The sequence below is a fragment of the Flavobacterium riviphilum genome (assembly GCF_055231795.1).
Map to the genome: position 1 here is coordinate 305,379 of NZ_JBUYSY010000002.1, position 24,063 is coordinate 329,441.

Here is a 24,063-nt window from a genome sequence, read left to right on the forward strand (position 1 = left end):
ACAGTTGGGTGTAGTAGTAACTTTTGTAATTGATTTTCATAATTTAAAAGATACCTATGAAAAAATATAGTTTTTTATTACTATTCCTTACGACTTTAGTGTCTTGTACTAGTTCGAATACGAATGGTAGCAGCGGAACCCCACTTCCAACACCACCCAATGTCATACTTCCTGATAATGAATTATTAGATTTAGCACAAAGAGACGCGATTAAATACTTTTGGGAGTATGCCGATGGAAATTCCAAATTAGCACGTGAGCGATATCATACTGAAGATCCCAACTTTGAAGCCAATATTATCACAACAGGTGGGTCTGGTTTTGGATTGATGAATCTGATAGTAGGAATTGAAAGAGGGTTTTTACCTCGTGCAGAAGCGGTTGCTAGATTGCAAACGGCATTAAACTTTCTTGAAAAAGCAGATCGTTTTCACGGTGCTTGGCCTCATTGGATGAACAATGCTGACGGGAAAGTGCTTCCATTTGGTACAAAAGACAATGGAGGTGATTTAGTAGAAACTTCATTTGTTTGCCAAGCATTAATTACAGTTAGAGAATATTTTAAAAATGGTAATGAAACCGAAAAAGCCATAGCCAAAAAAGCCGATGAACTATGGAAAGGAGTAGAGTGGGATTGGTATACCAAAGGAGAAGAGGCTTTGTATTGGCATTGGTCTCCAAATTATGGTTGGGACATGAATTTTAAACTCGAAGGGTATAATGAATGTTTGATAACCTATATTATGGCTGCTGCATCTCCAACACATTCTATTTCTACCAATGCATATCATAAAGCATGGGCCAGAAGTGGAGCCATTAAACATGGAGGTTCTCAATACGGAATTCCTGTGGTTTTGAGCTACAATGGTTCTGCAGGTAATGTTGGACCTATGTTTTGGTCGCATTATTCCTATTTAGGATTGGATCCTACTAATTTAAAAGACGCTTATGCTGATTATGACGCATTAACAAAAAACCATGCCAAGATTATGGTAAAATACAGTCAAGATAATCCTAAGAACTTTAAAGATTATTCGGATAAATGTTGGGGATTAACCGCAAGTTATACCCGAAATCCTGATGGTACGACTGGCTATACGGCACACGAACCTAAAAATGATAATGGTGTAATTACACCCACTGCCGCATTATCTTCATTTCCATATGCGCCGGTTGAAGCAATGAAATTCTTACGTTATGTATACGATGAAAACAAAGCAAAATATGTGGGGATTGCTGGCCCCTATGATGCGTTTTCACCTCATTACAATTGGGTAACGCCTCGTTATTTGGCTATTGATCAAGGGACTATTGCTCCTATGATAGAAAATTATAGAACGGGATTGTTATGGAAACTATTTATGAATGCTCCTGAAGTAAAAGCAGGACTGACCAAATTAGGATTTACCTCATCAAAATATGGGATTTAAACCTAATTATTCCTTCAACAATTTGGAGTAAGGATTGATAAAAAAACACACCAACTTTTTAAAAATTGAAAACATGAATACAACGAAACTATTAGTGCTTCTTTTGAGTGTCTCCGTTATAGGATATAGTCAAAAGAAAGTCAATAAAAAGAATGTAAAAATTAAACCCAAAACAGAGTTTGTTGCCGAATTAATGGCCAAAATGACTCTTGAGGAAAAAATTGGACAGTTGAATTTGCCTACTTCAGGCGATATTACAACTGGTTTAGCTAGCAGTTCCAATGTAGCCAAAAAGATCGAAGACGGTCAAGTGGGTGGATTATTCAACATCAAATCGGCCAAAAAAATTCGTGAAGTTCAAAAAATTGCTGTAGAGAAAAGCCGTTTAAAGATTCCTCTAATTTTCGGTATGGATGTAATTCATGGTTATGAAACTACCTTTCCAATTCCATTAGGGTTATCTTGTACTTGGGACATGAATTTGATTGAACGTAGTGCTCAAATTGCTGCTCAAGAAGCCAGTGCCGACGGAATTAATTGGACATTTTCTCCTATGGTGGATATTTCTAGAGACCCAAGATGGGGTAGAGTATCCGAAGGTAATGGTGAAGACCCTTACTTAGGGTCCGAAATTGCCAAAGCTATGGTGAAAGGGTATCAAGGAAAAGATTTATCCGAAAAAAACACTATTATTTCATGTGTAAAACACTTTGCTCTTTATGGAGCTCCTGAAGCAGGGCGTGATTACAATACTGTTGATATGAGTAGAATTCGTATGTACAACGAATACTTTCCACCATACAAAGCGGCTATTGATGCAGGGGTAGGATCGGTGATGGCTTCTTTTAACGAAGTAGATGGAATTCCTGCAACAGGTAACAAGTGGCTTATGACTGACGTATTGCGCAAACAATGGGGATTCAAAGGCTTTGTTGTAACAGATTTTACTGGAATCAACGAAATGGTTGATCACGGTATGGGAGATACGCTTACAGTAGCTTCTTTGGCTTTAAATGCTGGTGTAGAAATGGATATGGTAAGCGATGCTTTTTCTTCTCAATTAAAAAAAGCTTTAGAACAAAACAAAGTGTCTCTTGAAACAATTGATAATGCTTGTAGATTGATTTTGGAAGCCAAATATGATTTAGGTTTATTTCATGATCCTTATAAATACTGCGATTTAGATCGTGCCAAAAAAGAAATTTTCACTTCGTCAAGCAGAAAAGAAGCAAGAAGTACAGCAGCACAATCTTTAGTATTGTTGAAAAACGAAAAGCAATTGTTACCACTTAAAAAATCAAGTACCATTGCTTTAATTGGACCATTAGCGGATGCTAAAGAAAATATGTCTGGAACATGGAGTGTAGCTACAAAAGCAGAAAATTGTATTTCGCTTTTAGAAGGTATGAAAACTGTTGCTGGTGATAAAGCTAAAATTTTATATGCTAAAGGAAGTAATTTGGAATATGACGCAGCCTTAGAAGATAAAGCTACTATGTTTGGTAAAACGTTGCACAGAGACAATCGTTCAAAGGAAGAATTGATTGCCGAAGCGCTAAAAGTAGCCAACCAAGCCGATGTGATTGTTGCGGCATTAGGTGAGTCTGCAGAGTATAGTGGAGAATCTAGTAGTCGTGCCAATATAGAAATTCCTCAAGCTCAAAAAGATCTTTTAGAGGAATTGTTGAAAACAGGAAAGCCTGTAGTTTTGGTATTGTTTGATGGTCGTCCTTTAGTTTTGGTGGATGAAAACGAAAAAGTTCCTGCTATTTTGAATGTTTGGTTTGCTGGAAGTGAAGCGGGTTATGCTATTGCCGATGTGTTATTTGGTGATGTAAACCCTTCAGGGAAATTAACCTCAACTTTTCCAAGAAGCTTAGGTCAAGTGCCAATTTACTATAATGCAAAAAACACCGGACGTCCGTTGATGAACAAAGAAGGGAAATTTGAAAAATTCCGTTCTAACTATATTGATGAACGCAATGAACCTTTATTTGCTTTTGGTTACGGGTTAAGTTATACCACTTTTGAGTATTCTAACTTAAAAATTTCATCCAATAAAATGGATAAAAATCAATCCTTAACCGTGTCTGTTGATGTAGCAAATACAGGAAATTATGATGGTAAAGAAGTAGTTCAATTGTATATCAGGGATGTTGTAGGTAGTGTGACAAGACCATTGAAAGAGTTAAAAGATTTCAAAAAAATTAGTTTGAAGAAAGGTGAAAAACAAACAGTAACCTTTGAGATAACATTAGAAAAGCTAAAGTTTTATAATTCTGATTTGGAATTTGTTGCAGAACCAGGCGCATTTGAAGTGTTTGTAGGAACAGATTCTAATACCGACAGAAAAGTAAGTTTTGATTTAGTTAATTAATTTTTTTTTACCCTTCGACTCCACTCGAAGGGTAATTTTTTACAAACACGATTTTTTCAAGCATTTGATAATTTGATTTAACACGATGACTTTTTTAAAGAAAATATTTTTATACACATTTGTTATTGGCACCTTGTCGTTAGCTCAGGCACAACAAAAGACCTATTGCAACCCGATTAATATTGATTACGGCTATTGTCCGATTCCCAATTTTGTGACACAAGGAAAACACAGAGCTACAGCCGATCCTGTAATTACCTATTTCAAAGATCACTATTATTTATTTTCAACAAATCAATGGGGATATTGGCATAGTAAGGATATGTTAGATTGGAAATTTGTTTCAAGGAAATTTCTTCGACCAGAGCACAAGGTTTATGACGAATTATGTGCGCCATCTTTATCATTTGTTAACGATACATTATTGGTTGTAGGATCTACGCATGGTAAAGAGTTCCCAATTTGGATGAGTAAAAACCCAACCAAAGATGATTGGAAAGAACTCGTTCATAAGTCGGAAGCGGGAGCTTGGGATCCTCAAATTTTTTGGGATAAAGAGAAAGATGAAGTTTATGAATACTATGGATCTAGTAATGTCTATCCGTTGTATGGAGTCAAATTAAATAGGAAAACATTCCAACCAGAGGGAGAAGTAATACCGCTTATTGCTTTGAATGATGATGAACATGGATGGGAACGTTTTGGGGAGTATAATGACAATACTTTTATGCAGCCCTTTATGGAAGGGGCATTTATGACGAAGTACAAGGATACTTATTATTTACAATATGGTGGTCCAGGAACAGAGTTTAGCACCTATGGTGATGGGGTTTACACTAGCAAAAATCCGTTAGGGCCTTTTGAATACCAATCGCACAATCCTTTTTCCTACAAGCCTGGTGGCTTTGCAAGAGGAGCAGGGCATGGGGCTACTTTTCAAGATGCCAATGAGGCCTATTGGCATGTGTCCACTATTGTAATCAGCACTAAAAATAATTTTGAGCGTCGATTAGGGATATGGCCCTCTGGTTTTGATAAAGATGGTATTTTATATTCCAATACAGCATATGGGGATTATCCAACTTTTTTACCCGCACAACAAAAAGACCATTGGAAAGGCAGTTTTGCCGGATGGATGTTGTTGAATTACAATAAGCCTGTAATGGTTTCCTCTACCTTGGGAGGATTTCAGCCCAATTATGCAGTAGATGAGGATATCAAAACGTATTGGTCTGCAAAAACTGGAGGTAAAGGAGAATGGCTGATTTCCGATTTAGGCGAAATTAGTACTATTAATGCTTTGCAAATCAATTTTGCAGATCAAGATGTAACCCTGATGGGTAAGCCAGCCACTACAACTGGTCACAAATACGTGCTTTCCGTTTCTGATGATCAAAAAAACTGGAAAGTGGTTGCTGATAAAAGCAAGAGTACCAAAGATGTACCTCATGAATACATTGAATTTCAAAAACCAATCAAAGGACGTTATTTGAAACTAGAGAATATTGCGATGCCTGATGGCAAATTTGCTATCAGCGGCTTTAGAGCCTTTGGAAAGGCAAGTGGGAAAGCCCCAGGAATGGTGCAAAAGTTTGTTCCGCTGCGCTCAGGACCAAAAGTTAAGGGTGAGCGTCGCAACGTATGGTTCAAATGGGAACAAAATGATCTTGCTGATGGATATGTGATATATTTTGGAAAATCTCCCGATAAATTGTACGGTTCGGTGATGGTATATGGCAAAAATGAATATTATTTAAAAGCTTTGGATCGTACTGATGCTTATTATTTTCAGATAGAGGCTTTTAATAATAATGGTATTGGGCCTAGAACACCTGTTGTCAAAGTAGACTAAAATTGTAATAAAGTGTAAATATGAAAAAGGCTGCCCAAAAGTTTATACTCGGGCAGCCTTTTTATTTATAAAGCGTTATTATTGCTTAGAATAGTTTTTTATCTAAAAATTAGATTGCAGTGATAATAGCTACAAAATCATTGGCGTTTAAAGCGGCTCCACCAATTAATCCACCATCAACATCTGGTTTAGAGAAGATTTCTTTTGCATTGTCTGGTTTAACGCTACCTCCGTAAAGAATAGTTAATTCTTCAGCAATTGTACTACCAAAAGCTTTACGAACAGTTTCTCTAATAAACTCGTGCATTTCTTGTGCTTGTTCTGGAGAAGCAGTTTCACCCGTACCAATAGCCCAAACTGGTTCGTAAGCTAAAACAACTTTTTCCCAATCGCCAGCATTGATATGGAACAATCCATCTTTTAATTGGTTTTCCACTACATTAAAATGGTTACCTGATTGACGGTCTTTTAGTTCTTCTCCAAAACAGAAAATAACTGTCATATCGTGCTCTAAAGCAGTATCAACTTTGCTCGCAATTAATGCATCGCTTTCGTGAAAAATAGATCTTCTTTCAGAGTGACCTAAAATTACATGGTTCACCCCAACACTTTTGATCATGTCGGCTGAAATCTCTCCAGTAAAAGCGCCACTTTCTGCTTGATGCAAGTTTTGAGCAGCTACTTCAACTGCAGAACCTTCAAGTTTGGCAACTGCTGCAGCCAAGTTTACAAAAGTAGGAGCTACAATTACTTGTGCGTTAGTTTGTGCTGGTATTTTAGCTAGTAAATCAGTTAATAACTCTTGAGTTTGAGTGGCATTTTTATGCATTTTCCAGTTTCCTGCTACAATCTTCTTTCTCATTTTATTTGAATTTTAAGTGTATAACGATGATTAATTATTTAATTTTTTTAATACCGCATCAATTTCTTCAAAGTCTGTTTCTACTGCTCGGTATTTTACAATTTTGCCTTTTTTGTCTAAAATAATGTAACGTGGAATCCAATCTAAATCTATGGCTTTGGCAAATACGCCCTTCATTTGATCATTGGCCATGTAGTGATCTCCTTTAATGTCGTGTTTTTCGATTCCCGCTTTCCATTTATCTGCCGTTTTATCCATAGAAATGAATACATAATTTACTTCTGGATGATTCGCTTGAAGCTCTTTTAATTTTGGCATTGCTTTTACACAGTCACCACACCACGAAGCCCAAACTTCTATTACAGTAGTTTTGCCTTTGTGTTTTTTTACAATGTCTTTAAATGAAACTTGTTGATTTGTATATCCTAATAATTTTTCATTAAGTGCTACTTCAGAAAAGTTTGATTTTTGTGCTTGAGTGCATGATATACTTAAAATAGCGAATAAAAGAGCAATAGTTTGTTTCATTGGTTTGAAAGTTAAATTAAGCGTATTAAAATAAATTGTATTTATTTTTTTAAGTTTAGTTATAAGGTTGGTTAATTGGTTTGCAATAATTCCTCATTAAAGTGAATCAATACATTTTCTACAAATTTAAGTAATCTATTCCATCTATAACGAGTTGAATTTGATAGTTTAGTTGTTTTTTTGTTAAAAAAATCAACAATATCGTTATCGTATTGCTTTTTGGTGTTGGTTTAATTCTTTTGGTTTGTTGAGTACATCTTACATAAAGCTCAAATTAAATACAACAAAAAAGCGTTCTAATTTTAGAACGCTTTTTTGTTTTAGAAAGCATAGAGTGTATTGGCTAATTGTAACTTGTCAATATCATTATGGTGTACTTTTTGAACTACAACAGCTTTTGATACTAAAACCACACTTGGATTGGCTCTCTCGATCGTTTTTAAAGCGATAGCATCACAATAATAAAAATCGAAGGTTAGTCCGTATTTTTTCTTGGCTATTTCCATTTGTTCTGGTGTAGAGCCCGTCATACCTATGACTTTATAACCAAGAGCAGTTGCTTTTTGATTTAGTTTTTCCATTTTTTGCATCCCTTCAGGATCAGCAAGGGTCAGGTCATAGGCAACAATTATCATTAGTCTCTGATGTCTCAAATAACGTTCTTTATAATCCACTCCGTCTTTTTCCATTGTGAAGTCATGAATTGGAGGAACATACCCTTCTTTAATGACTTTGTCGATTCGGTCTACAAATTGAGCGCCTTCTGGAAGCGACATTAAATCCTTTTCTCTAAATTCTTTTTTGACACCATTTACATTGTATATAAATACCATTTCAACCTCACTTTTTGGAGCGTTTTCTGGAATTTGCATTCCTTCAATTATATTATTTCCCACTTTATAGGGTCTAAAATCGACTAATGGTAGATGGTTTAAAACCCAATACCCCATGAAGCAGCACAATATAAATGTGATACTTGCGATACTAATTTGAATTGTATTGTTAAATAGTGGTTGAATCAAATCTAGGTTGAAATATAAAATCAAGATGAAAACCAATAAAACAATGTCTTTAGTAAATGTACCCCAAGGCGTCAATTTTAGGGCGTCACCAAAACAACCACAATCTTTTACTACATCAAAGTAAGCGGAATAGAAGGTAAGAAACGAGAATAAAACGGTTAGTAATAATAAACTCCATACGGTAAATTTGTTTTTATATCCTATCAATAAAAACACCCCTAATAGCACTTCTACTATTACGAGAAACAAAGCTAAAGGTAATGCTGTAGGGTTTAGAAAAGGTAAATTAAAAACGGGTTCACTAAAATATTCTACGAGTTTGTAGGAGAAACCAAGAGGATCGTTAAGTTTAATGAGTCCCGATATAATGAATAAAATCCCTACAAAAAGTCGGGAAAAATGAGTGAGAATTTTTTTCATGGTTTAAAAAGTTGCGATTGGGGTTATTGGTTATCTAAATGAAAATTCATCAATATCAATGCGAAAACAGCATAATTTATCATATCTTGATAATTGGCATCGATACCTTCAGATACGATAGTTTTTCCTTGATTGTCTTCAATTTGCTTTACACGAAGTAATTTCTGTAATATCAAATCGGTTAAAGAACTCACTCGCATGTCACGCCAAGCCTCTCCATAGTCATGGTTTTTTGCTTCCATTAAAGATTTGGTCAGTGCAATTTTGGTATCGTACCAGTGTGTCGCACTTTCTACATCCAAGTCAGGTTGATCTACCACGCCTAATTCTAGTTGAATCAATGCCATTATGGAATAGTTTATGATTCCAATGAATTCTCCCGATTCGTCTTCATCAACTTTACGAATGGTATTTTCTTGTAGGCTTCTGATGCGTTGGGCTTTGATAAAGATTTGATCAGTAAGAGAGGGTAATCTTAAAATGCGCCATGCACTTCCGTAATCTTTCATTTTATTGACAAATAACTTTCGGCAAATGGCAATTATGGCATCGTATTCTTGCGAAGTGTTCTTCATTATTGGTGTATATTTGTATTCTGATTGCTCCAAAAATAAGTTATTTTTTGAAATGAATCGCTATGTTTGTAATTGAAACACCAAAACTATGACAATAAACTGCAACGGACAATTGTTGGATGTGTCCACGCCCAAAGTTATGGGGATTTTGAATGTGACACCTGACTCATTCTATGATGGTGGTCGTTTGGCAGATATGAACTCTATTTTAAAAAAAGTGGAGCAAATGTTGCTTGATGGCGCCACAATTATCGATGTAGGGGGATATTCCAGTAAACCCAATGCCAAAGAAGTCACTGCTCAAGAAGAAAAAGCAAGAACGGTACCAGTTGTTGCTTCCATTATGGAACATTTTCCAGAAGCCATTTTGAGTATTGATACTTTTAGAAGCGATGTAGCTCAATTGTGCTTGGATCAAGGTGCAGCTATGGTTAATGATATCAGTGCTGGGCTTTTAGATCCGTTGATGTTGAAGATAATAGCCAATTACAAAGTGCCTTACATCATGATGCACATGAAAGGGACGCCTCAAACTATGACCTCTCAAACTCATTATGATGATGTCATCAAAGAGATGATGTTTTATTTTTCGGAAAGAGTAGCGGCAGCTCGAAGTTTGGGTATTTCGGATTTAATCATCGATCCCGGTTTTGGATTTGCAAAAACTTTGGATCAAAATTTTGAGATTCTAAACCATTTGGATGTTTTTAAAATGATGGAATTGCCAATTTTGGCTGGAGTTTCCAGAAAATCAATGGTTTATAAAACACTTCAAATTACGGCAGATGAAGCATTAAACGGAACTACGGTTTTGAATACTATTGCATTGCAAAAAGGGGCAACGATCCTCAGAGTTCATGATGTCAAGGAAGCGGTAGAAACAATACAACTATGGAAAAAAGTAACAGAAAAATAATTTTCAGCTATTCTTTGGCTATTGTTTTGGCTGGCTTGGTAGCTTCTTGTGTCGAAAAAAGAGAAGTAGAATTGCCAAAATCCAATGCTTCTTTGGTTACGCAAATTGGTGAATATTCTACCATTTATATCTTTTATGAAAAAGTAGGAAAAGATACAATTGCGGACTTAAACCGTAATAATACTATCAGTTCAACACATTGGGTTTTTAATATCGATAAGCGATTGCCTTTACGATTAGTAGTGCCTCATTTGATAAAAATGAAAGCTAAAAAGGAAGGGAGCATGCATAAAAGTGAAACGGCACAGAGTTATTTTTCGTATGCTGATAGTTTGCGTAAAAGTTTAGCTTTTTTGCCATTTACGAAAGTTAACTATAGCCTCTCTAAACCTAAAAAAGGTATAAGTGTGTTTTTTGATAAAACAAATGTCATATGGATAGGAGGGGTACGTATCAAAAGAGAGGTTTTTGCGGATTATATGAAGCAATATGTTTTTTCAAAAAATCTGGAATACCAGTACTGTTTTTCTAAAGATTTGTCTTTTGGAGAGTATTTGCAAAACAAAGTTTTTTTAGCAACTATCAAAAAGACAGAAATGAAACAGTCATATATAGTACTTGACGAGTATGTTTATTAAAGGAAATACTTCTTTTTATAGCGTTTTTCTCTTAACTATTGATGGTGGTATGGCTCGTTGCGAAGAATGGTAAATCCTCTGTACAATTGCTCAATGAAAAATAAACGCACCATTTGATGCGAAAATGTCATTTGTGATAAGGATAATTTACCTTGCGCTTTGGCATAAACATTGTCTGAAAAACCATAAGGCCCACCAATGACGAATACTAAAGTTTTGATACCAGCGTTCATTTTTTTTTGTAATTCGGCCGAAAAACCGACACTTGAAAATGTTTTACCATTTTCGTCTAAAAGTATCAATTGGTCTGTGGAGGTAATTTTAGCTAAGATTAATTCGCCTTCTTTTTCTTTTTGTTGACTTTCTGAGAGGTTTTTAGCGTTTTTGATATCGGGAATGATTTCCAAATCAAACTTGATATAGAAGGACAGTCTTTTGGTGTAGTCTTCTATAAGAGATTGTAAAGCTTTATTGTCGGTTTTGCCTATCGCAATCAGTTTGATGTTCATGTTTGTTTGTTTTTAATGGTTGCAAAGTTATCTCTTGCGAAACACTTACTCAAATTAGTTTCTTACTATTTGTTCTTTTGTTTTATTAAAGATTCTACTCTAAAATGAGTTGCATGAAAACGGAATGTAACCATCTGTTAAATTTAAATCCCGATTCTTTTATAAAGCCAACGGTTTTGAAGCCATTTTTTTCGTGAAATAAAATACTGTTTTCATTTTCAGAATCAATAACGGCTATCATGGTATGTAATCCTTGTTTTTTGGCTAAATTGATTAGCTCGGTCAGTAATAGTTGGCCAACCCCTTTACCTTGAGCGTTTGGTGCTACATACACAGAATGTTCTACGGTGAACTTGTACGCTTCTCTAAAACGAAATTCGCTATACATTCCAAATCCAATAATTTGATCATCAACTTCGGCTACAATTACAGGGAAATTTTTAGAAATTTTATCCTTTAAAATGCTTAGTTGTTGTTCGTAGCTTCTAATGTTGTAGTCGTATAATGCGGTTGAGTTGAGTATGTTATAATTGATGATTTCAAGTATTTTTTCGGTGTCATTTACCTGATAAGGTCTAATATGTATTTTCATATTTGTTAGGAATTTCAATTCAAAAATAGAAAATCTTATCCAGTTTACGGTAATTAGCGTATCAAGTTTGTAACTTTGCACCTCAAGTTTGAGTTGTCATACTCCTTACTTTTAATATCTAATTTCCGACTTTAAAATGGTTTATCCCAAAATACCTTTAGCGCAAAGTATTCTTCAAATTTTTTTAGCCAAAGGCATTCATACAATTGTTATATCACCAGGATCACGAAACGCTCCTTTAACTATAGGATTTGTAAATCATCCTGATTTTACTTGTTACAGTATCGCCGATGAGCGATGTGCGGCTTTTTTTGCTCTAGGAATAGCGCAACAAACCCAAAAACCGGTTGCGGTAGTCTGTACTTCGGGTTCTGCCTTACTGAATTATTATCCGGCGTTTTCTGAAGCTTTTTACAGTCAGATTCCGCTTATTGTGCTTTCTGCTGATCGTCCTCAAAGTAAAATTGATATTGGCGATGGACAAACCATACGTCAAGAAAATGTGTTTTTGAATCATTCCTTGTATAATGCCAATTTAACCGAAGAGGTTTCAATTGAAAATGATGTAAAAATCAATGCCGCTATCAACACTGCAATAATTCAAAAAGGTCCGGTGCATATCAATGCTCCCTTTGAAGAACCATTGTATGAAACCGTTGCCGAGTGGAGCGTTGAAGCTTGTATTGATCAAATTGAGCCAAGTGTAGTCGAGTATCCATTGGGAGATTTGTCTCAGTTTGCTTCAATTTGGAATGCTTCTCAAAAGAAAATGATCCTAGTAGGAGTAAGTGAATTAGAGGCCAATGCCAAATCAATAAACGTTATTGCAAACGACGATTCTATTGTGGTTTTTACCGAAACGACTTCGAATATTCATCATCCAAGTTTTGTGTCAAATATTGATACAATAATTACTCCTTTTGATGAGGATGATTTTAAGTTTTTTCAACCCGATATTTTGGTAACTTTTGGAGGAATGATAGTATCTAAAAGAATCAAAGCTTTTTTGCGAAAGTATAAACCAAAACATCATTGGCATATTGATCCCTTGAGAGCATATGATACGTTTGGAGCGTTGACACACCATTTTAAGGTGCAACCCGATACTTTTTTTGATGCTTTTTATCCTTTAACTCAAAAGGTAGTAAGTAATTATTCTTCGCGTTTGGTTCAAGTTAAAAACTGGCGAAAACAAAAACATGATGCGTATTTAGCCCAAATTCCATTTTGTGATTTTAAGGTGTTTGATGCTGTAATCTCAAGTTTGCCTAAAAACATTCAGTTGCAAATTAGTAACAGTTCAGCTATCCGATATGCCCAATTAGTGGCAATAGATCCAAGTATTGAGGTGTATTGTAATCGAGGAACTAGTGGTATAGATGGTAGTACGTCAACTGCTATAGGTGCTGCCGTTGGTTCCAAAAAGCCTTCAGTGTTACTAACTGGCGATATTAGCTTTTTTTATGATAGTAATGCGCTTTGGAACAATTATATTCCAAACGATTTTAAAATCATTCTTATCAATAATGGAGGTGGGGGGATTTTTAGAATTCTACCAGGTCATGAAGAGAATGATGTGTTTAATACGTTTTTCGAAACAACACACCAGCTCAATGCTTCAGATTTGTGCAAAATGTACGGACTAACTTATTTTTCAGCAGAGGATGAAAAAAGTTTGGAAGATGGGATTCAACAGCTTTTCAATCAAAATGATCGTCCTTCGGTACTAGAGGTTTTTACACCAACTACAAAAAATAATGAGGTGTTATTGCAATATTTTAAAGCGCTCAATTAAGGATTTTTTTTAAGAACTATTCGTATAATTTATTAAATTTGAATGAGTTATGTTTTGAGTTCTTAATTTTAAAAAAAAAAATATTGATATGAGTACTAGAGAAGAATTAATTGAAAAGTATGCATCCGACTTAAAGGATAAATGTGGGGTAACTCCAGATATGGATTTACTTACAAAAGTTACCATTGGGTGTGGACCATCTATTTACAATGCAGATTCGGCCACAGTAGCGGGATCGCAGCAATCTGAATTGGATACTGTTAAAAATAATTTTTTAATTGGTAAGCTAGGCTTGTCAGATGGTCCGGATTTGGATACGGCTATTGATAAGGTTATGGAACAATATGGTAGATCCAATTCGAATAAATATAGAGTAGTGGTGTATTATATGCTCACGGTTCACTTTAAGAAAGAAAGTGTGTATAATTGATTTTTAGAATTTATTGGTACAAAAAAAAGCGCTCTGAGCGCTTTTTTATTTTCTACCTAATGTTATGCGAACACACTTACTACCAAAAAAAGGATGACTAACACAACAGCAATTACTTTTACGTATTTTGAGTTTTTCATAATATTCAAATTTAATTTTTTCAAAAATATTGATTCTTTTTGATTTTCATACTTTCAAGATGTTTTTTAACGAATAGGAATTGGGAAAACTGGTAAACTTGAGTGACCTAAGGCGTCGGTAGCTTGAACTGCAAAAAAGTAATTGTCTTTTGAGTAGGGTATTTCGGCTTTTGTTTCTTTTACAAATATTGCTTTTTGCCAATGCGATGCGGAGGTTTCACGGATTAAGATGGTGTATCCATGCACAGGTTTGCCTTCGGGAGCTTGCCAAGATAAAACCGAGCTATTGGTGAGTTCTTTGACTTCGGTACCTACATTCAAAGGGGCTTTTGGAGCCAAGGCTAGATTGCTCATTGTGGGCAAATTAGAACAAGTTACTTTACGCATATATTCAAAATCCATAAATTCAGGTAAATCTCCGTATTGAATGTTATTTTCTTTTCGAACATCTTGGTGTTGGTGGTCGTAATTTTCATTCATTTCGCAAAAACGAATAGCTGTAAATCCATTTTGACTAAAAGGGGTGTGGTCGCCACCTCTTAGAAAGCGATCGTTTCGGTATACTAATTGAATATCTAATTGCTCAACATATTGGTTGGTAACCGATTTAATGTATCTAGCTAATTGACGTGAAGGGCTATCATTTTCACGATTGGTTGCCTTTCTTATTTTTGCTTCGGCTTCAGTTTCGGTATAGGGAATGGTTTCGCTAAAAACGCGTACTCTGGTGTTATCTCTGAGTTGTGTGCCACTAGAAAGGCTATTGCCAATCATATCGTTGTTGAGCATGGCAATTATATTCCATTTTTCCTCTTTGGCAAGATCGGCTAGATGTTTGGCACCATACAATCCTTGTTCTTCACCTACAACAGCAACAAATATCAAAGTAAATGGAAATGATCTTTGACTCATGATTCTTGCCAATTCCATGACGCAAGCAACCCCTGATCCATCATCATTGGCGCCAGGTGCATCGGATTTGGCATCCATTACATCTGAGGCTCTAGAGTCCAAGTGACCACTGATGATGATAACTCTATCGTCTGTGGGGTCTGTGCCTTTAAGAGTAGCCATAACATTGCCTAATTCGCTATCTTTTGCGATTCTTTTCCCGTCGGCTTTAATTGTGAAATAGTCAATTTTTGATGATAATCTTCCATTGGACGCAAGGGCATATTGGTCAAATTCTGATTTTACCCAGCGCTGAGCTGCACCAATTCCACGTGTATTACTTCGAGTATCACTTAAAGTATGTCGGGTGCCAAAGGAAACCAGTTTTTTTACGATTTTCTCTAAGTTTTCAGTTTTAACTTCTTGAATCATTTTTAAAATCTCTTGATCAGAAATTGTGGTTTGTGCGTGTAAAAAAGGGGTGAGAAGTAGTGCTATTAAAAATGTAAGTATAGTTTTGGTTTTCATAAAAAATATTTTGGTTCTTTTCAAAGATAGTTATTTTGTAAACAATTTAATTCCACTATAAACTACTAAAAGTGGATAAATAGAACATCATTCGCTAATCAATTAAAGTCTTCGTACATTTGTAGCGGAAAAAATAAATGAAGCAATGATTCAAATAGGAAAATACAATACCCTTACTATATTAAGAGATACCAAAGTGGGTCTGTTTTTAGGCGACCCAGAGCGAGATCCTGAAGGAATACATGACGTACTTTTACCAAATAAATATGTGCCAAAAGTGTTCGAAATTGGAGAACTCCTTACGGTTTTTATCTATCTTGATCACGAACAACGCCCTGTTGCAACAACTTTAGAACCCTATATTTTGTTGAATGAATTTGCTCTTTTGAGAGTGAATTATATTAACAATGTAGGTGCTTTTATGGATTGGGGAATGGAAAAAGATATTTTAGTTCCCTTTAAAGAGCAAGCTCGTCCTATGGAAAAAGGCAAGCGTTATTTGGTGTATTTGTATTTAGATGAAAAAACCAACCGTTTGGTAGCTTCTAGTAAAACCAATCAATTTTTGAGTAATGATCAGTTGACTGTTGCGAAAGGCGATGAAGTTGATTTGATTGTTTCTCATATTACTGAACTTGGTATTAATGTCATTATCAACGAACGCCATAAAGGATTGTTGTATAAAGATGAAGTTTATGATGATGCCATCAGAACCGGAGATCGATTGAGGGGGTATATCAAAAATATTCGCCCAGATCATAAAATAGATGTGTCATTACAAATCCAAGGGTATCAGAATATAGAGCCTAATGCCGAAAAGATAATGAATGAATTAAGAGCCAATAGAGGGTTTATTCGGTTAAACGATAATTCACATCCAGAAGACATCAAGACGGTTTTAAAAATGAGTAAAAAGACATTCAAAAAGGCCATAGGTGCTCTTTATAAAGAGAAACAGATTGAAATAAAAGAAGACGGTATTTATTTGATATCGTAACAAAAAAGGCTAATCGAAAATTCGGTTAGCCTTTTTCCTTTTTGAAGCGATGTGCTTCAAAAATATTCTCTAGGTAGTTGTATCACTTGTAAAACAGCAGTTACCTAAACATTTAAAACTGCTTACAATAGATTAACTTAAGTGTAAATACCTATCGAATTATTAATTTGCTGAAATTAACGCTTGTTTGAGAATTTAGAATTAACCTCGCAATAAAACCATTGGTTGTGTATACATGTGTAGAGAATAATGCAAATGGTAACATTTATTGCTTTTAGGTTTTATTTGATTATTGCTCTAACGTTACCCTAAGGTGCTACTATTTTATTCTTGTATCTTGGACAACCGTTATATTCAGTTGCTCATTGTTTTTTGTAGTATTTTTCACTTGTTTTACAATAAAAAAATGAGCGAGAGTTTTTTTTAAAAAATCCAAATGTTTTCATTTTTTAAGTTAGTAATTCAGTGAACAATCCTTGCTAATCTTTTAACTCAAAAAACGCATACAACGCTGATTAGCAATGATTAAAATTACTAAAAAAATAAATCGACAGATGTTAAAGTAATCAAAAGATAGAGAACTTTAACAATTGTAGTTTGTTGGCCTGATTAGGATTAACAAACCTTTTTGGTTTAAAAGCTTAAAATGATTTATTTTTACACATTATAACAAAAAAATTGACCAAATGGAATGGATAACTGTAAAAGAATTTGAAGATATTACTTATAAAAAATGCAATGGGGTAGCAAGAATTGCATTTAACAGACCTAATGTACGTAATGCATTTCGACCCAAAACGACCTCGGAATTGTTGCAAGCTTTTCATGATGCGCAAGAGGATACCTCAATAGGGGTTGTGTTATTGTCTGCAGAGGGGCCAAGTACCAAGGACGGTGTGTGGTCATTTTGTTCGGGTGGAGATCAAAAAGCTAGAGGACATCAAGGATATGTAGGTGAGGATGGATACCATCGTTTGAATATTTTGGATGTACAACGTTTGATTCGTTTTATGCCAAAAGTGGTTATTGCTGTGGTGCCTGGTTGGGCTGTTGGTGGCGGACACAGTTTGCATGTGGTGTGCGATATGACGCTTGCCAGTAAAGAACATGCTATTTTTAAGCAAACAGATGCCGATGTAACTAGCTTTGATGCGGGTTATGGTTCTGCGTATTTAGCCAAAATGGTGGGACAGAAAAAAGCACGTGAAATTTTCTTTTTAGGGCGTAATTATTCGGCACAAGAAGCTTTTGAAATGGGTATGGTCAATGCTGTAGTTCCTCATGAAGAATTAGAAGCTACTGCATATGAATGGGCTCAAGAAATATTAGCGAAATCGCCTACTTCTATAAAGATGTTGAAATTCGCCATGAACCTAACAGACGATGGAATGGTGGGACAACAAGTATTTGCAGGTGAAGCAACTCGTTTGGCCTATATGACAGAAGAAGCTAAAGAAGGAAGAAATGCTTTTTTGGAAAAACGTAAGCCAAACTTCGAAAAGAAATGGTTGCCATAATATAAGGGTAGAAGTTGGAAATTAGAGATTAGAAGAAAGAGGGAAGTATAAACATAGTAGATAGTAAAATTATGTCAAGCTTTTAACTTCTAATCTCTAGCTTCTAACTTCTAATTTCTAACTTCTAACTTCTAATCTCTAACTTCTAATCTCTAACTTCTAACTTCCAATTTTAAAATGAAACACTGGATTCAAGCCGCACGATTACGTACTTTGCCTTTATCAATCTCTGGGATAATTGTGGGGAGTATGTATGCATTTATATATCCGTCGGAAGATATCTTAACACCAACTGAAGGGTTTAATTGGTCAATTTTAGGTTTTGCCTTGTTGACTACTTTAGGATTACAAGTCTTATCTAATTTTGCTAATGATTATGGTGATGGAGTAAAAGGGACCGATAATGCTGATCGAGTAGGTCCACAAAGAGCTATTCAAAGCGGAGCAATCTCAGCAAGTGCTATGAAGCAGGCCATTTTTATAACAGCATTACTTACCTTGTTTTCTGCAATTGTGTTAATTTATATAGCCTTTGGAGATACTAATTTTTTATTTTCCATTTTTTATTTATTACTCGGTATACTAGCCATAGCATCGGCTATTAAATACACTGTTGGCAAAAATGCCTATGGATATCACGGTTATGGTGATGTATTTGTATTTGTGTTTTTTGGATTAGTAAGTACATTGGGTGTGAATTTTCTGTATTCAAAACAATTGAATTGGGATTTGTTTTTGCCTGCTATAGGAATAGGATTGTTGAGTGTGGCTGTTTTAAATCTAAACAATATGCGTGACGAGGCTTCGGATAGAAAGGCAAATAAAAATACGCTTGTTGTAAAATTAGGAGGGAAAAAAGCTAAACAGTATCATGCTTTTTTAATTGTAACAGCAATGCTAACTTTTGTTGTTTTTGGTCTTATTAATGAATTTAAGCTTGATCAGTATTTGTTTTTAATTACCTATGTGCCTTTGTTAATTCATTTGAAAAAAGTGCATCAAAACGAAAATCCAAAGGATTTAGACCCAGAGTTGAAAAAAGTTGCATTAAGTACTTTTTTTCTAGCAGTACTTTTTTCCTTATGTATGATTTATTTCTTTTCTGATATTGTTGTGAATGCCTTTTTAGGAGGAAGATAGATTTTTTGAAATAGAGTAGAATTTGTTGAATTTTAATTAATAAGAAAATGAAAATTACTTTTTATGGTCATGCCTCTTTAGGTATTGAAGTTAGTGGAAAGCATATAGTTGTAGATCCATATATTTCGGCAAATCCTCAAGCCTCGCATATAGATGTTAATACGTTGAAAGCGGATTATATTCTAGTAACTCATGCTCATGGCGATCATGTTTTAGATGTAGAAATTATTGCAAAAAATAACAACTCGGTTATAGTTTCAAATGCTGAAATTGCTGGCTACTATAGTAACAAAGGATTTCAAACCCATCCTATGAATCATGGAGGGCATTGGAACTTTGATTTTGGGCGAGTAAAATATGTAAGTGCTGTTCATTCCAGTTCATTTCCAGACGGAACTTATGGCGGAAATCCCGGTGGGTTTGTAATTGAGGGAGAACATAAGAATATCTATATTTCTGGTGATACGGCTTTAACCATGGATATGAAGTTAATTCCTATGAGAACCCGTTTAGATTTAGCTGTTTTTCCAATCGGAGATAATTTTACAATGGATGTTGATGATGCTATAATCGCTGCTGATTTTGTGGCTTGCGATAAAGTTTTGGGTATTCATTATGATACTTTTGGGTATATTAATATCAATCACGAAGAAGCAATCAAAAAATTCTTTGACAAAGGCAAAGATCTCATGCTGCTCTCTATTGGAGAATCGTTAGAATTGTAATTCTTAGCTATCCAAAAGAACAAGTTTTATACTTATCTTATTTTTCATTTCTACTTAAAAACCACAAGTGGTACAAATGATGTTTGCTCTATATGGGTAGGTGTTGTAATTGTATCTATTTTTACCTATTAGTTCGCTTATGTTTACGAGAATATTTTGTTTGCTGATTCTTTCAAGTTTTTGTTTTTCATCTCTTTTTGCCCAAAAAACTGGTTATTGGGATAAAGAAAGAGCTACTACCAAGGAAATTCTTGTACCGGCAAGAGACCGAATCATTATTAAATCGGAAGATCTTCCTGTGGGAACCACAGAGATTGTATATAGAATTACGCTTTTGAACGAAAATCAACAATTGTCAAGCAGTTTGGTTTCTCTTTTAAAAGCAATTCCTGATCCAACAGGTATAAGTCAAGGCTCAGCAGGTGCGGTATTTCTATTGTCGCATATTACCGGTGAGGATAAATGTCAATATGCTTTGTTTTCTTCGAATAATGCTGCTATAAACTATCAAAAAACAGGGGAAACTACAAAAGCTTGTTGGGTTCAAAATACCCCCATAAACAAGGATGTAAAACGATTAATGGTGGATCAGTCCAGTTGTTTGCAATCCAATACGATTTGGTTCGGATTTGAGAGTAAAAATTGGATTATGAAACAAAAAATAGTACTTGAAATAGTGCCGTGGGTGGATTATAAATTAAGTAGAGGGTGGAGTGTAAATAATAGAAAAAGTATAATTGAACAATGCAAAACTTCGACTAGAGCCCAAAAAATGACCAATTCGGATGATTTTTGTGTTTGTGTTTCAAACAAAATCCAAGGTCAATTTACATATTCAGAATTTCAAAAATTATTAACGGAAGAACGTAATAAAGTTTTTAAAGATTTTGGGAACCAATGTTTTGGAGAAACATCAGTGTCTGCTTCTACATACGCTGAAATTCGAAATCAAGCCAATCAATTTGCAAGACTAGGAAAACATGGAGAGGCTATTTCTAAATGGCTAACTATAGTAAATGATGGGAAAGCTTCAGTTCAAGATTATGTTGCCTTAGGATATAGTTTTTTGATGACCAAACAGTATGGAAAAGCAATTAAATATTTACAAGAAGGAGAACAAAAAGAAAATACAGAATTGTTAATCAAATTGTATTTGGCTCATGCGTATTTGTTGAATGATGATTTCAAATTAGCTAAGCCTATTTATAAAAAGTATCAAAATCAAAATGTAACCGATAGTTTGAGTTGGGTTGAAAAAACGAAATTAGATTTTGAAGCATTTCAAAAGCAGGGTATAAGCAATGATAATTTTGAAAAAGTATTGCGTTTGTATTATTAATTTATCTACTAATGAAAGCAACATATTCTCAATATCATCTTCAATTTAAACGTCCTTCAGGAACTTCTAGAGGAGTGATGACAAGTAAGGAAACTTGGTTCTTGATTTTGGAAGATAATGGAAAATTTGGAATAGGAGAGTGTGGTTTATTGAGAGGTTTAAGTGCTGATGATCGTCCTGATTATGAAAATCAATTGCAGTGGGTTTGTGACAATATTCATTTGGGAGAAACTATACTGTGGGAGTCCCTATTAGAATTTCCTTCTATTCAATTTGGTGTGGAAATGGCATTTCGTTCTTTGCAAAGTGCAAATCCGTTTGTTTTGTTTCCATCTGATTTTACAAAAGGGTTGCAATCTATTGTAATCAATGGATTGGTTTGGATGGGAGAGGCATCATTTATGAAAGCCCAAATTGAAGAAAAAATAGGGCAAGGTTTTAGTTGTATAAAACTTAAAATTGGAGCGATTGATTTTCAAAAAGAATTAGAATTATTAGGGTATATTCGCTCGTTTTTTACTGAAGATCAAATGGAAATTCGGGTTGATGCTAATGGAGCTTTTAGTAAAAATGATGCTTTAGATAAATTAACACAACTGTCTGGTTTTAAGTTGCATAGCATAGAGCAGCCTATTGCAAAAAACAACACTGACAGTATGGCAGAGTTGTGTAGTAAGACTCCTTTTCCTATAGCCTTAGACGAAGAATTAATAGGTGTTTTTTCATTTGAACAAAAAGAAGAATTGTTAAGGAAAATTAAACCCCAATACATCATTTTAAAGCCGAGTTTTATAGGTGGTTTTAGAGGGACTCAAGAATGGATTTCGTTGGCCAATAAACACAATATAGGTTGGTGGATTACTTCGGCCTTAGAAAGCAACATTGGTTTAAATGCTATTGCACAATGGACTTATTTGCTGCATTCGTCAATGCCACAAGGCTTAGGTACTGGAGCACTTTATACCAATAATTTTGAATGTCCATTGGAAGTGAAAAATGGGCAATTGTGGTATTGCATAGAAAAAAAATGGGATTTTGATATTAATAGATTAGTTTAATATACTTTGAAATGGTTGAAATAGAAAGAAAATTTTTAGTGCATTCAACTGAATTTTTGCATCAAGCTACCTCACATTATAGCATTAAGCAAGGGTATTTGTCTAAACATCCAGATCGAACCGTAAGAGTTAGAATTAAAAGCGATAAAGGCTATTTAACGATTAAAGGACGAGGGAATGCTACAGGAATGTCTAGGTTTGAGTGGGAAAAGGAAATTCCATTACAAGATGCAGAGCAACTTTTTTTGCTGTGTGAATCAGGAACAATTGATAAAACGCGTTATGAAATACCTTTTGGTGATCACATCTATGAAGTGGATATATTTCATGGTGAAAATGAAGGATTGATTTTGGCAGAAATAGAATTATCATCTGAAACAGAAAGCTTTGATAAACCTGAATGGTTAGCAGCTGAAGTGACCAATGATGAAAGGTATTATAATGGGTATTTAAGCCAATATCCTTTTAAAAGATGGTAAATCCAATGGAGTAGATTTGCCTAAAAAAAAGCTCAATCTTTAAATTAGATTGAGCTTTTTTTGTTTTATGCTTTGACTGTAGGTATTTTGTTTTTTAGCCAGAATCCAACTAGCAACGAAAGTGATAGTAGGAATGCAAATAGGTAAAAAATACTAACCGATTTCGTTAATCCTAATAGGATTGGACCGGCAAAAGCAGCGGCAGACCATGCGGTTAATATATATCCGAAAACGGGTCCATAATTATCGGCTCCATAGATTGATTTTACAAACGATGGCATTGTTGAAAAACCTGCACCATATCCTGCTATGATTATATAAGTTATAATTTGGAAGGTTGTTGGGTTGGTGGCTATGATAGGAATTAGGGCAAAACCAATCATGTTGATGGCTAAAAAGATCATGAACGTAGACCAACAGCCAATTTTATCCGAAATACTGGACCAAAACAATCGGCCTAAACCATTAAAAAGCCCGATAATTGCGACAAATAAGGTTGCTTGAGCTGCATCCATTCCAACTTCTTCTCCTAAAATTGCTGCTTTCGAAATGATGGCTATTCCACCACAAACATTTAGGAATAACATTAACCAAAGGGCAATAAAACGAGAATCTTTTATGATTTCTCCTGAGGTTAAAGCGGCACTAGGATTGTTTGATGTTTTTTCGGCTGGAGGGTTGTCAAGATACAGTGCACTGGCTAACATACAAAGGCCGTAAAGAGCTCCTAAGAATAAAAAAGTATTCGAAAGTCCAATAGACTCGTAGAGCGGACCAATAAGAAAAGAAGCTAATAATGAGCCTAAAGCAAAAGACATTATGATGATACCTGAGGCCAAACCTGGTTTGTCTGGAAACCATTTGACTACTGTATATACGGGTACTACATAACCAAATCCAAGTCCAATTCCTTGTAAAATTCCGAATGTAAGATAAAACAGTGTAATGGAGTCAAATTGTACTGCAATACTGCTGCCTAAAAGTCCTAAAGTAAGGAAAATTGCGGCAATAGTTCCGCCTTTTTTTGGACCTATTTTTTGAGTAAATTTACCCATAAAGGCAGCGGTTAGGCCTAAAAAACATATGGCTAAACTAAAAGCTGTTTTGGTATCTTTGGCTTCCCATTGTAATTGAGTAGTTAGAGGGGCTATCCATTTACTGTAGGCATAAATGGAGCCAATAGATAGTTGCATTATCATACCTGCAACTACCATTAAATATCTGTTTTTGAGCATTTTTTAATATTTGAATTCGTATTATAGTCATTAGCTTCTATAATAGTTAATTGAAGTGATTTATGCTT

The 24,063-nt window shown here is 34.9% G+C and carries 22 protein-coding genes; 14 read left to right on the plus strand and 8 right to left on the minus strand.

Annotated elements, in window-relative coordinates; genetic code table 11:
• The first annotated feature begins 56 nt into the window (after positions 1 to 56).
• From ACZIX2_RS04030 to ACZIX2_RS04040, 3 genes are all read left to right on the plus strand, one after another.
• Positions 57 to 1,430, plus strand: coding sequence for a glucoamylase family protein (locus ACZIX2_RS04030; protein WP_463338796.1), 1,374 nt, complete (start codon positions 57 to 59; stop codon positions 1,428 to 1,430).
• A 73-nt stretch (positions 1,431 to 1,503) separates the two neighbouring features.
• Positions 1,504 to 3,807 (plus strand): beta-glucosidase BglX, encoded by a 2,304-nt coding sequence (gene bglX, locus ACZIX2_RS04035; protein ID WP_463338797.1) that lies wholly within the window; start codon positions 1,504 to 1,506, stop codon positions 3,805 to 3,807.
• An 85-nt stretch (positions 3,808 to 3,892) separates the two neighbouring features.
• On the plus strand, positions 3,893 to 5,659 hold the full coding sequence (locus tag ACZIX2_RS04040; protein WP_463338798.1) for a discoidin domain-containing protein: 1,767 nt from the start codon (positions 3,893 to 3,895) through the stop codon (positions 5,657 to 5,659).
• A gap of 109 nt (positions 5,660 to 5,768) precedes the next feature.
• Here ACZIX2_RS04040 and tpiA read toward each other — a convergent pair whose 3' ends face one another.
• The 4 genes from tpiA to ACZIX2_RS04060 all read right to left on the minus strand — a co-directional run bounded on the left by tpiA (position 5,769) and on the right by ACZIX2_RS04060 (position 9,066).
• Positions 5,769 to 6,521, minus strand: a complete 753-nt coding sequence (gene tpiA / locus ACZIX2_RS04045) for a triose-phosphate isomerase (RefSeq protein WP_463338799.1) — start codon at positions 6,519 to 6,521, stop codon at positions 5,769 to 5,771.
• A 30-nt stretch (positions 6,522 to 6,551) separates the two neighbouring features.
• Positions 6,552 to 7,049, minus strand: coding sequence for a TlpA family protein disulfide reductase (locus ACZIX2_RS04050; protein WP_463338800.1), 498 nt, complete (start codon positions 7,047 to 7,049; stop codon positions 6,552 to 6,554).
• A gap of 320 nt (positions 7,050 to 7,369) precedes the next feature.
• Complete coding sequence (locus tag ACZIX2_RS04055; RefSeq protein WP_463338801.1) at positions 7,370 to 8,491, minus strand: BT_3928 family protein; 1,122 nt, start codon at positions 8,489 to 8,491, stop codon at positions 7,370 to 7,372.
• 23 nt (positions 8,492 to 8,514) lie between these two features.
• Positions 8,515 to 9,066: a DUF1599 domain-containing protein gene (locus ACZIX2_RS04060; RefSeq protein WP_463338802.1), complete on the minus strand. Its 552-nt coding sequence runs from the start codon at positions 9,064 to 9,066 to the stop codon at positions 8,515 to 8,517.
• 88 nt (positions 9,067 to 9,154) lie between these two features.
• Here ACZIX2_RS04060 and folP point away from each other — a divergent pair, with 88 nt between their 5' ends.
• Positions 9,155 to 9,982 carry a dihydropteroate synthase gene (gene folP, locus ACZIX2_RS04065; protein WP_463338803.1) on the plus strand — a complete coding sequence of 276 codons (828 nt, stop codon included), beginning with the start codon at positions 9,155 to 9,157 and terminating at the stop codon, positions 9,980 to 9,982.
• Complete coding sequence (locus ACZIX2_RS04070; RefSeq protein ID WP_463338804.1) at positions 9,958 to 10,620, plus strand: hypothetical protein; 663 nt, start codon at positions 9,958 to 9,960, stop codon at positions 10,618 to 10,620. Before folP ends, ACZIX2_RS04070 begins: the two co-directional genes overlap by 25 nt.
• Before the next feature lie 35 nt (positions 10,621 to 10,655).
• On the opposite strand, the gene rlmH is transcribed toward ACZIX2_RS04070, so the two are convergent.
• Both rlmH and ACZIX2_RS04080 read right to left on the minus strand, forming a co-directional pair.
• Positions 10,656 to 11,129, minus strand: coding sequence for a 23S rRNA (pseudouridine(1915)-N(3))-methyltransferase RlmH (rlmH, locus tag ACZIX2_RS04075; RefSeq protein ID WP_463338805.1), 474 nt, complete (start codon positions 11,127 to 11,129; stop codon positions 10,656 to 10,658).
• Between the two features lie 94 nt (positions 11,130 to 11,223).
• A complete protein-coding gene (locus ACZIX2_RS04080) occupies positions 11,224 to 11,721 on the minus strand; it encodes an N-acetyltransferase family protein (RefSeq protein ID WP_463338806.1) in 498 nt (165 codons plus the stop codon).
• Between the two features lie 136 nt (positions 11,722 to 11,857).
• Between ACZIX2_RS04080 and menD the strand changes: the two genes are divergently transcribed.
• Positions 11,858 to 13,516 carry a 2-succinyl-5-enolpyruvyl-6-hydroxy-3-cyclohexene-1-carboxylic-acid synthase gene (menD, locus tag ACZIX2_RS04085; protein WP_463338807.1) on the plus strand — a complete coding sequence of 553 codons (1,659 nt, stop codon included), beginning with the start codon at positions 11,858 to 11,860 and terminating at the stop codon, positions 13,514 to 13,516.
• An 88-nt stretch (positions 13,517 to 13,604) separates the two neighbouring features.
• Complete coding sequence (locus tag ACZIX2_RS04090) at positions 13,605 to 13,946, plus strand: DUF2853 family protein (protein ID WP_463338808.1); 342 nt, start codon at positions 13,605 to 13,607, stop codon at positions 13,944 to 13,946.
• 206 nt (positions 13,947 to 14,152) lie between these two features.
• Here ACZIX2_RS04090 and ACZIX2_RS04095 read toward each other — a convergent pair whose 3' ends face one another.
• Entirely contained in the window at positions 14,153 to 15,505 is a 1,353-nt protein-coding gene (locus ACZIX2_RS04095) for a M28 family metallopeptidase (protein ID WP_463338809.1), read from the minus strand.
• A 145-nt stretch (positions 15,506 to 15,650) separates the two neighbouring features.
• Here ACZIX2_RS04095 and ACZIX2_RS04100 point away from each other — a divergent pair, with 145 nt between their 5' ends.
• The 7 genes from ACZIX2_RS04100 to ACZIX2_RS04130 all read left to right on the plus strand — a co-directional run bounded on the left by ACZIX2_RS04100 (position 15,651) and on the right by ACZIX2_RS04130 (position 22,760).
• Positions 15,651 to 16,502 (plus strand): CvfB family protein, encoded by an 852-nt coding sequence (locus ACZIX2_RS04100; protein ID WP_463338810.1) that lies wholly within the window; start codon positions 15,651 to 15,653, stop codon positions 16,500 to 16,502.
• Positions 16,503 to 17,179: 677 nt separating this feature from the next.
• Entirely contained in the window at positions 17,180 to 18,019 is an 840-nt protein-coding gene (locus tag ACZIX2_RS04105; protein WP_463338959.1) for a 1,4-dihydroxy-2-naphthoyl-CoA synthase, read from the plus strand.
• A gap of 177 nt (positions 18,020 to 18,196) precedes the next feature.
• Complete coding sequence (gene menA / locus ACZIX2_RS04110; protein ID WP_463338811.1) at positions 18,197 to 19,159, plus strand: 1,4-dihydroxy-2-naphthoate octaprenyltransferase; 963 nt, start codon at positions 18,197 to 18,199, stop codon at positions 19,157 to 19,159.
• 47 nt (positions 19,160 to 19,206) lie between these two features.
• Positions 19,207 to 19,884: a metal-dependent hydrolase gene (locus ACZIX2_RS04115; RefSeq protein ID WP_463338812.1), complete on the plus strand. Its 678-nt coding sequence runs from the start codon at positions 19,207 to 19,209 to the stop codon at positions 19,882 to 19,884.
• 139 nt (positions 19,885 to 20,023) lie between these two features.
• A complete protein-coding gene (locus tag ACZIX2_RS04120) occupies positions 20,024 to 21,223 on the plus strand; it encodes a tetratricopeptide repeat protein (RefSeq protein ID WP_463338813.1) in 1,200 nt (399 codons plus the stop codon).
• 11 nt (positions 21,224 to 21,234) lie between these two features.
• The gene (locus ACZIX2_RS04125) at positions 21,235 to 22,281 is read left to right on the plus strand and encodes an o-succinylbenzoate synthase (RefSeq protein ID WP_463338814.1); all 1,047 of its coding nucleotides are present in this window, start codon (positions 21,235 to 21,237) and stop codon (positions 22,279 to 22,281) included.
• An 11-nt stretch (positions 22,282 to 22,292) separates the two neighbouring features.
• Positions 22,293 to 22,760: a CYTH domain-containing protein gene (locus ACZIX2_RS04130; RefSeq protein ID WP_463338815.1), complete on the plus strand. Its 468-nt coding sequence runs from the start codon at positions 22,293 to 22,295 to the stop codon at positions 22,758 to 22,760.
• Between the two features lie 65 nt (positions 22,761 to 22,825).
• Here ACZIX2_RS04130 and ACZIX2_RS04135 read toward each other — a convergent pair whose 3' ends face one another.
• Positions 22,826 to 23,995: an L-lactate MFS transporter gene (locus tag ACZIX2_RS04135; protein ID WP_463338816.1), complete on the minus strand. Its 1,170-nt coding sequence runs from the start codon at positions 23,993 to 23,995 to the stop codon at positions 22,826 to 22,828.
• Positions 23,996 to 24,063 lie beyond the last annotated feature (68 nt).

Bases quoted from the DNA above. Each gene is read 5' to 3' on its own strand.
- ACZIX2_RS04130 (WP_463338815.1), top strand. From the start codon at position 22,293: ATGGTTGAAATAGAAAGAAAATTTTTAGTGCATTCAACTGAATTTTTG.
- ACZIX2_RS04100 (WP_463338810.1), top strand. From the start codon at position 15,651: ATGATTCAAATAGGAAAATACAATACCCTTACTATATTAAGAGATACC.
- ACZIX2_RS04090 (WP_463338808.1), top strand. From the start codon at position 13,605: ATGAGTACTAGAGAAGAATTAATTGAAAAGTATGCATCCGACTTAAAG.
- folP (WP_463338803.1), top strand. From the start codon at position 9,155: ATGACAATAAACTGCAACGGACAATTGTTGGATGTGTCCACGCCCAAA.
- ACZIX2_RS04135 (WP_463338816.1), bottom strand. From the start codon at position 23,995: ATGCTCAAAAACAGATATTTAATGGTAGTTGCAGGTATGATAATGCAA.
- rlmH (WP_463338805.1), bottom strand. From the start codon at position 11,129: ATGAACATCAAACTGATTGCGATAGGCAAAACCGACAATAAAGCTTTA.
- menA (WP_463338811.1), top strand. From the start codon at position 18,197: ATGAAACACTGGATTCAAGCCGCACGATTACGTACTTTGCCTTTATCA.
- ACZIX2_RS04055 (WP_463338801.1), bottom strand. From the start codon at position 8,491: ATGAAAAAAATTCTCACTCATTTTTCCCGACTTTTTGTAGGGATTTTA.
- ACZIX2_RS04040 (WP_463338798.1), top strand. From the start codon at position 3,893: ATGACTTTTTTAAAGAAAATATTTTTATACACATTTGTTATTGGCACC.
- tpiA (WP_463338799.1), bottom strand. From the start codon at position 6,521: ATGAGAAAGAAGATTGTAGCAGGAAACTGGAAAATGCATAAAAATGCC.
- ACZIX2_RS04060 (WP_463338802.1), bottom strand. From the start codon at position 9,066: ATGAAGAACACTTCGCAAGAATACGATGCCATAATTGCCATTTGCCGA.
- ACZIX2_RS04095 (WP_463338809.1), bottom strand. From the start codon at position 15,505: ATGAAAACCAAAACTATACTTACATTTTTAATAGCACTACTTCTCACC.
- ACZIX2_RS04070 (WP_463338804.1), top strand. From the start codon at position 9,958: ATGGAAAAAAGTAACAGAAAAATAATTTTCAGCTATTCTTTGGCTATT.
- ACZIX2_RS04050 (WP_463338800.1), bottom strand. From the start codon at position 7,049: ATGAAACAAACTATTGCTCTTTTATTCGCTATTTTAAGTATATCATGC.
- ACZIX2_RS04125 (WP_463338814.1), top strand. From the start codon at position 21,235: ATGAAAGCAACATATTCTCAATATCATCTTCAATTTAAACGTCCTTCA.
- bglX (WP_463338797.1), top strand. From the start codon at position 1,504: ATGAATACAACGAAACTATTAGTGCTTCTTTTGAGTGTCTCCGTTATA.
- ACZIX2_RS04120 (WP_463338813.1), top strand. From the start codon at position 20,024: ATGTTTACGAGAATATTTTGTTTGCTGATTCTTTCAAGTTTTTGTTTT.
- menD (WP_463338807.1), top strand. From the start codon at position 11,858: ATGGTTTATCCCAAAATACCTTTAGCGCAAAGTATTCTTCAAATTTTT.
- ACZIX2_RS04030 (WP_463338796.1), top strand. From the start codon at position 57: ATGAAAAAATATAGTTTTTTATTACTATTCCTTACGACTTTAGTGTCT.
- ACZIX2_RS04080 (WP_463338806.1), bottom strand. From the start codon at position 11,721: ATGAAAATACATATTAGACCTTATCAGGTAAATGACACCGAAAAAATA.
- ACZIX2_RS04115 (WP_463338812.1), top strand. From the start codon at position 19,207: ATGAAAATTACTTTTTATGGTCATGCCTCTTTAGGTATTGAAGTTAGT.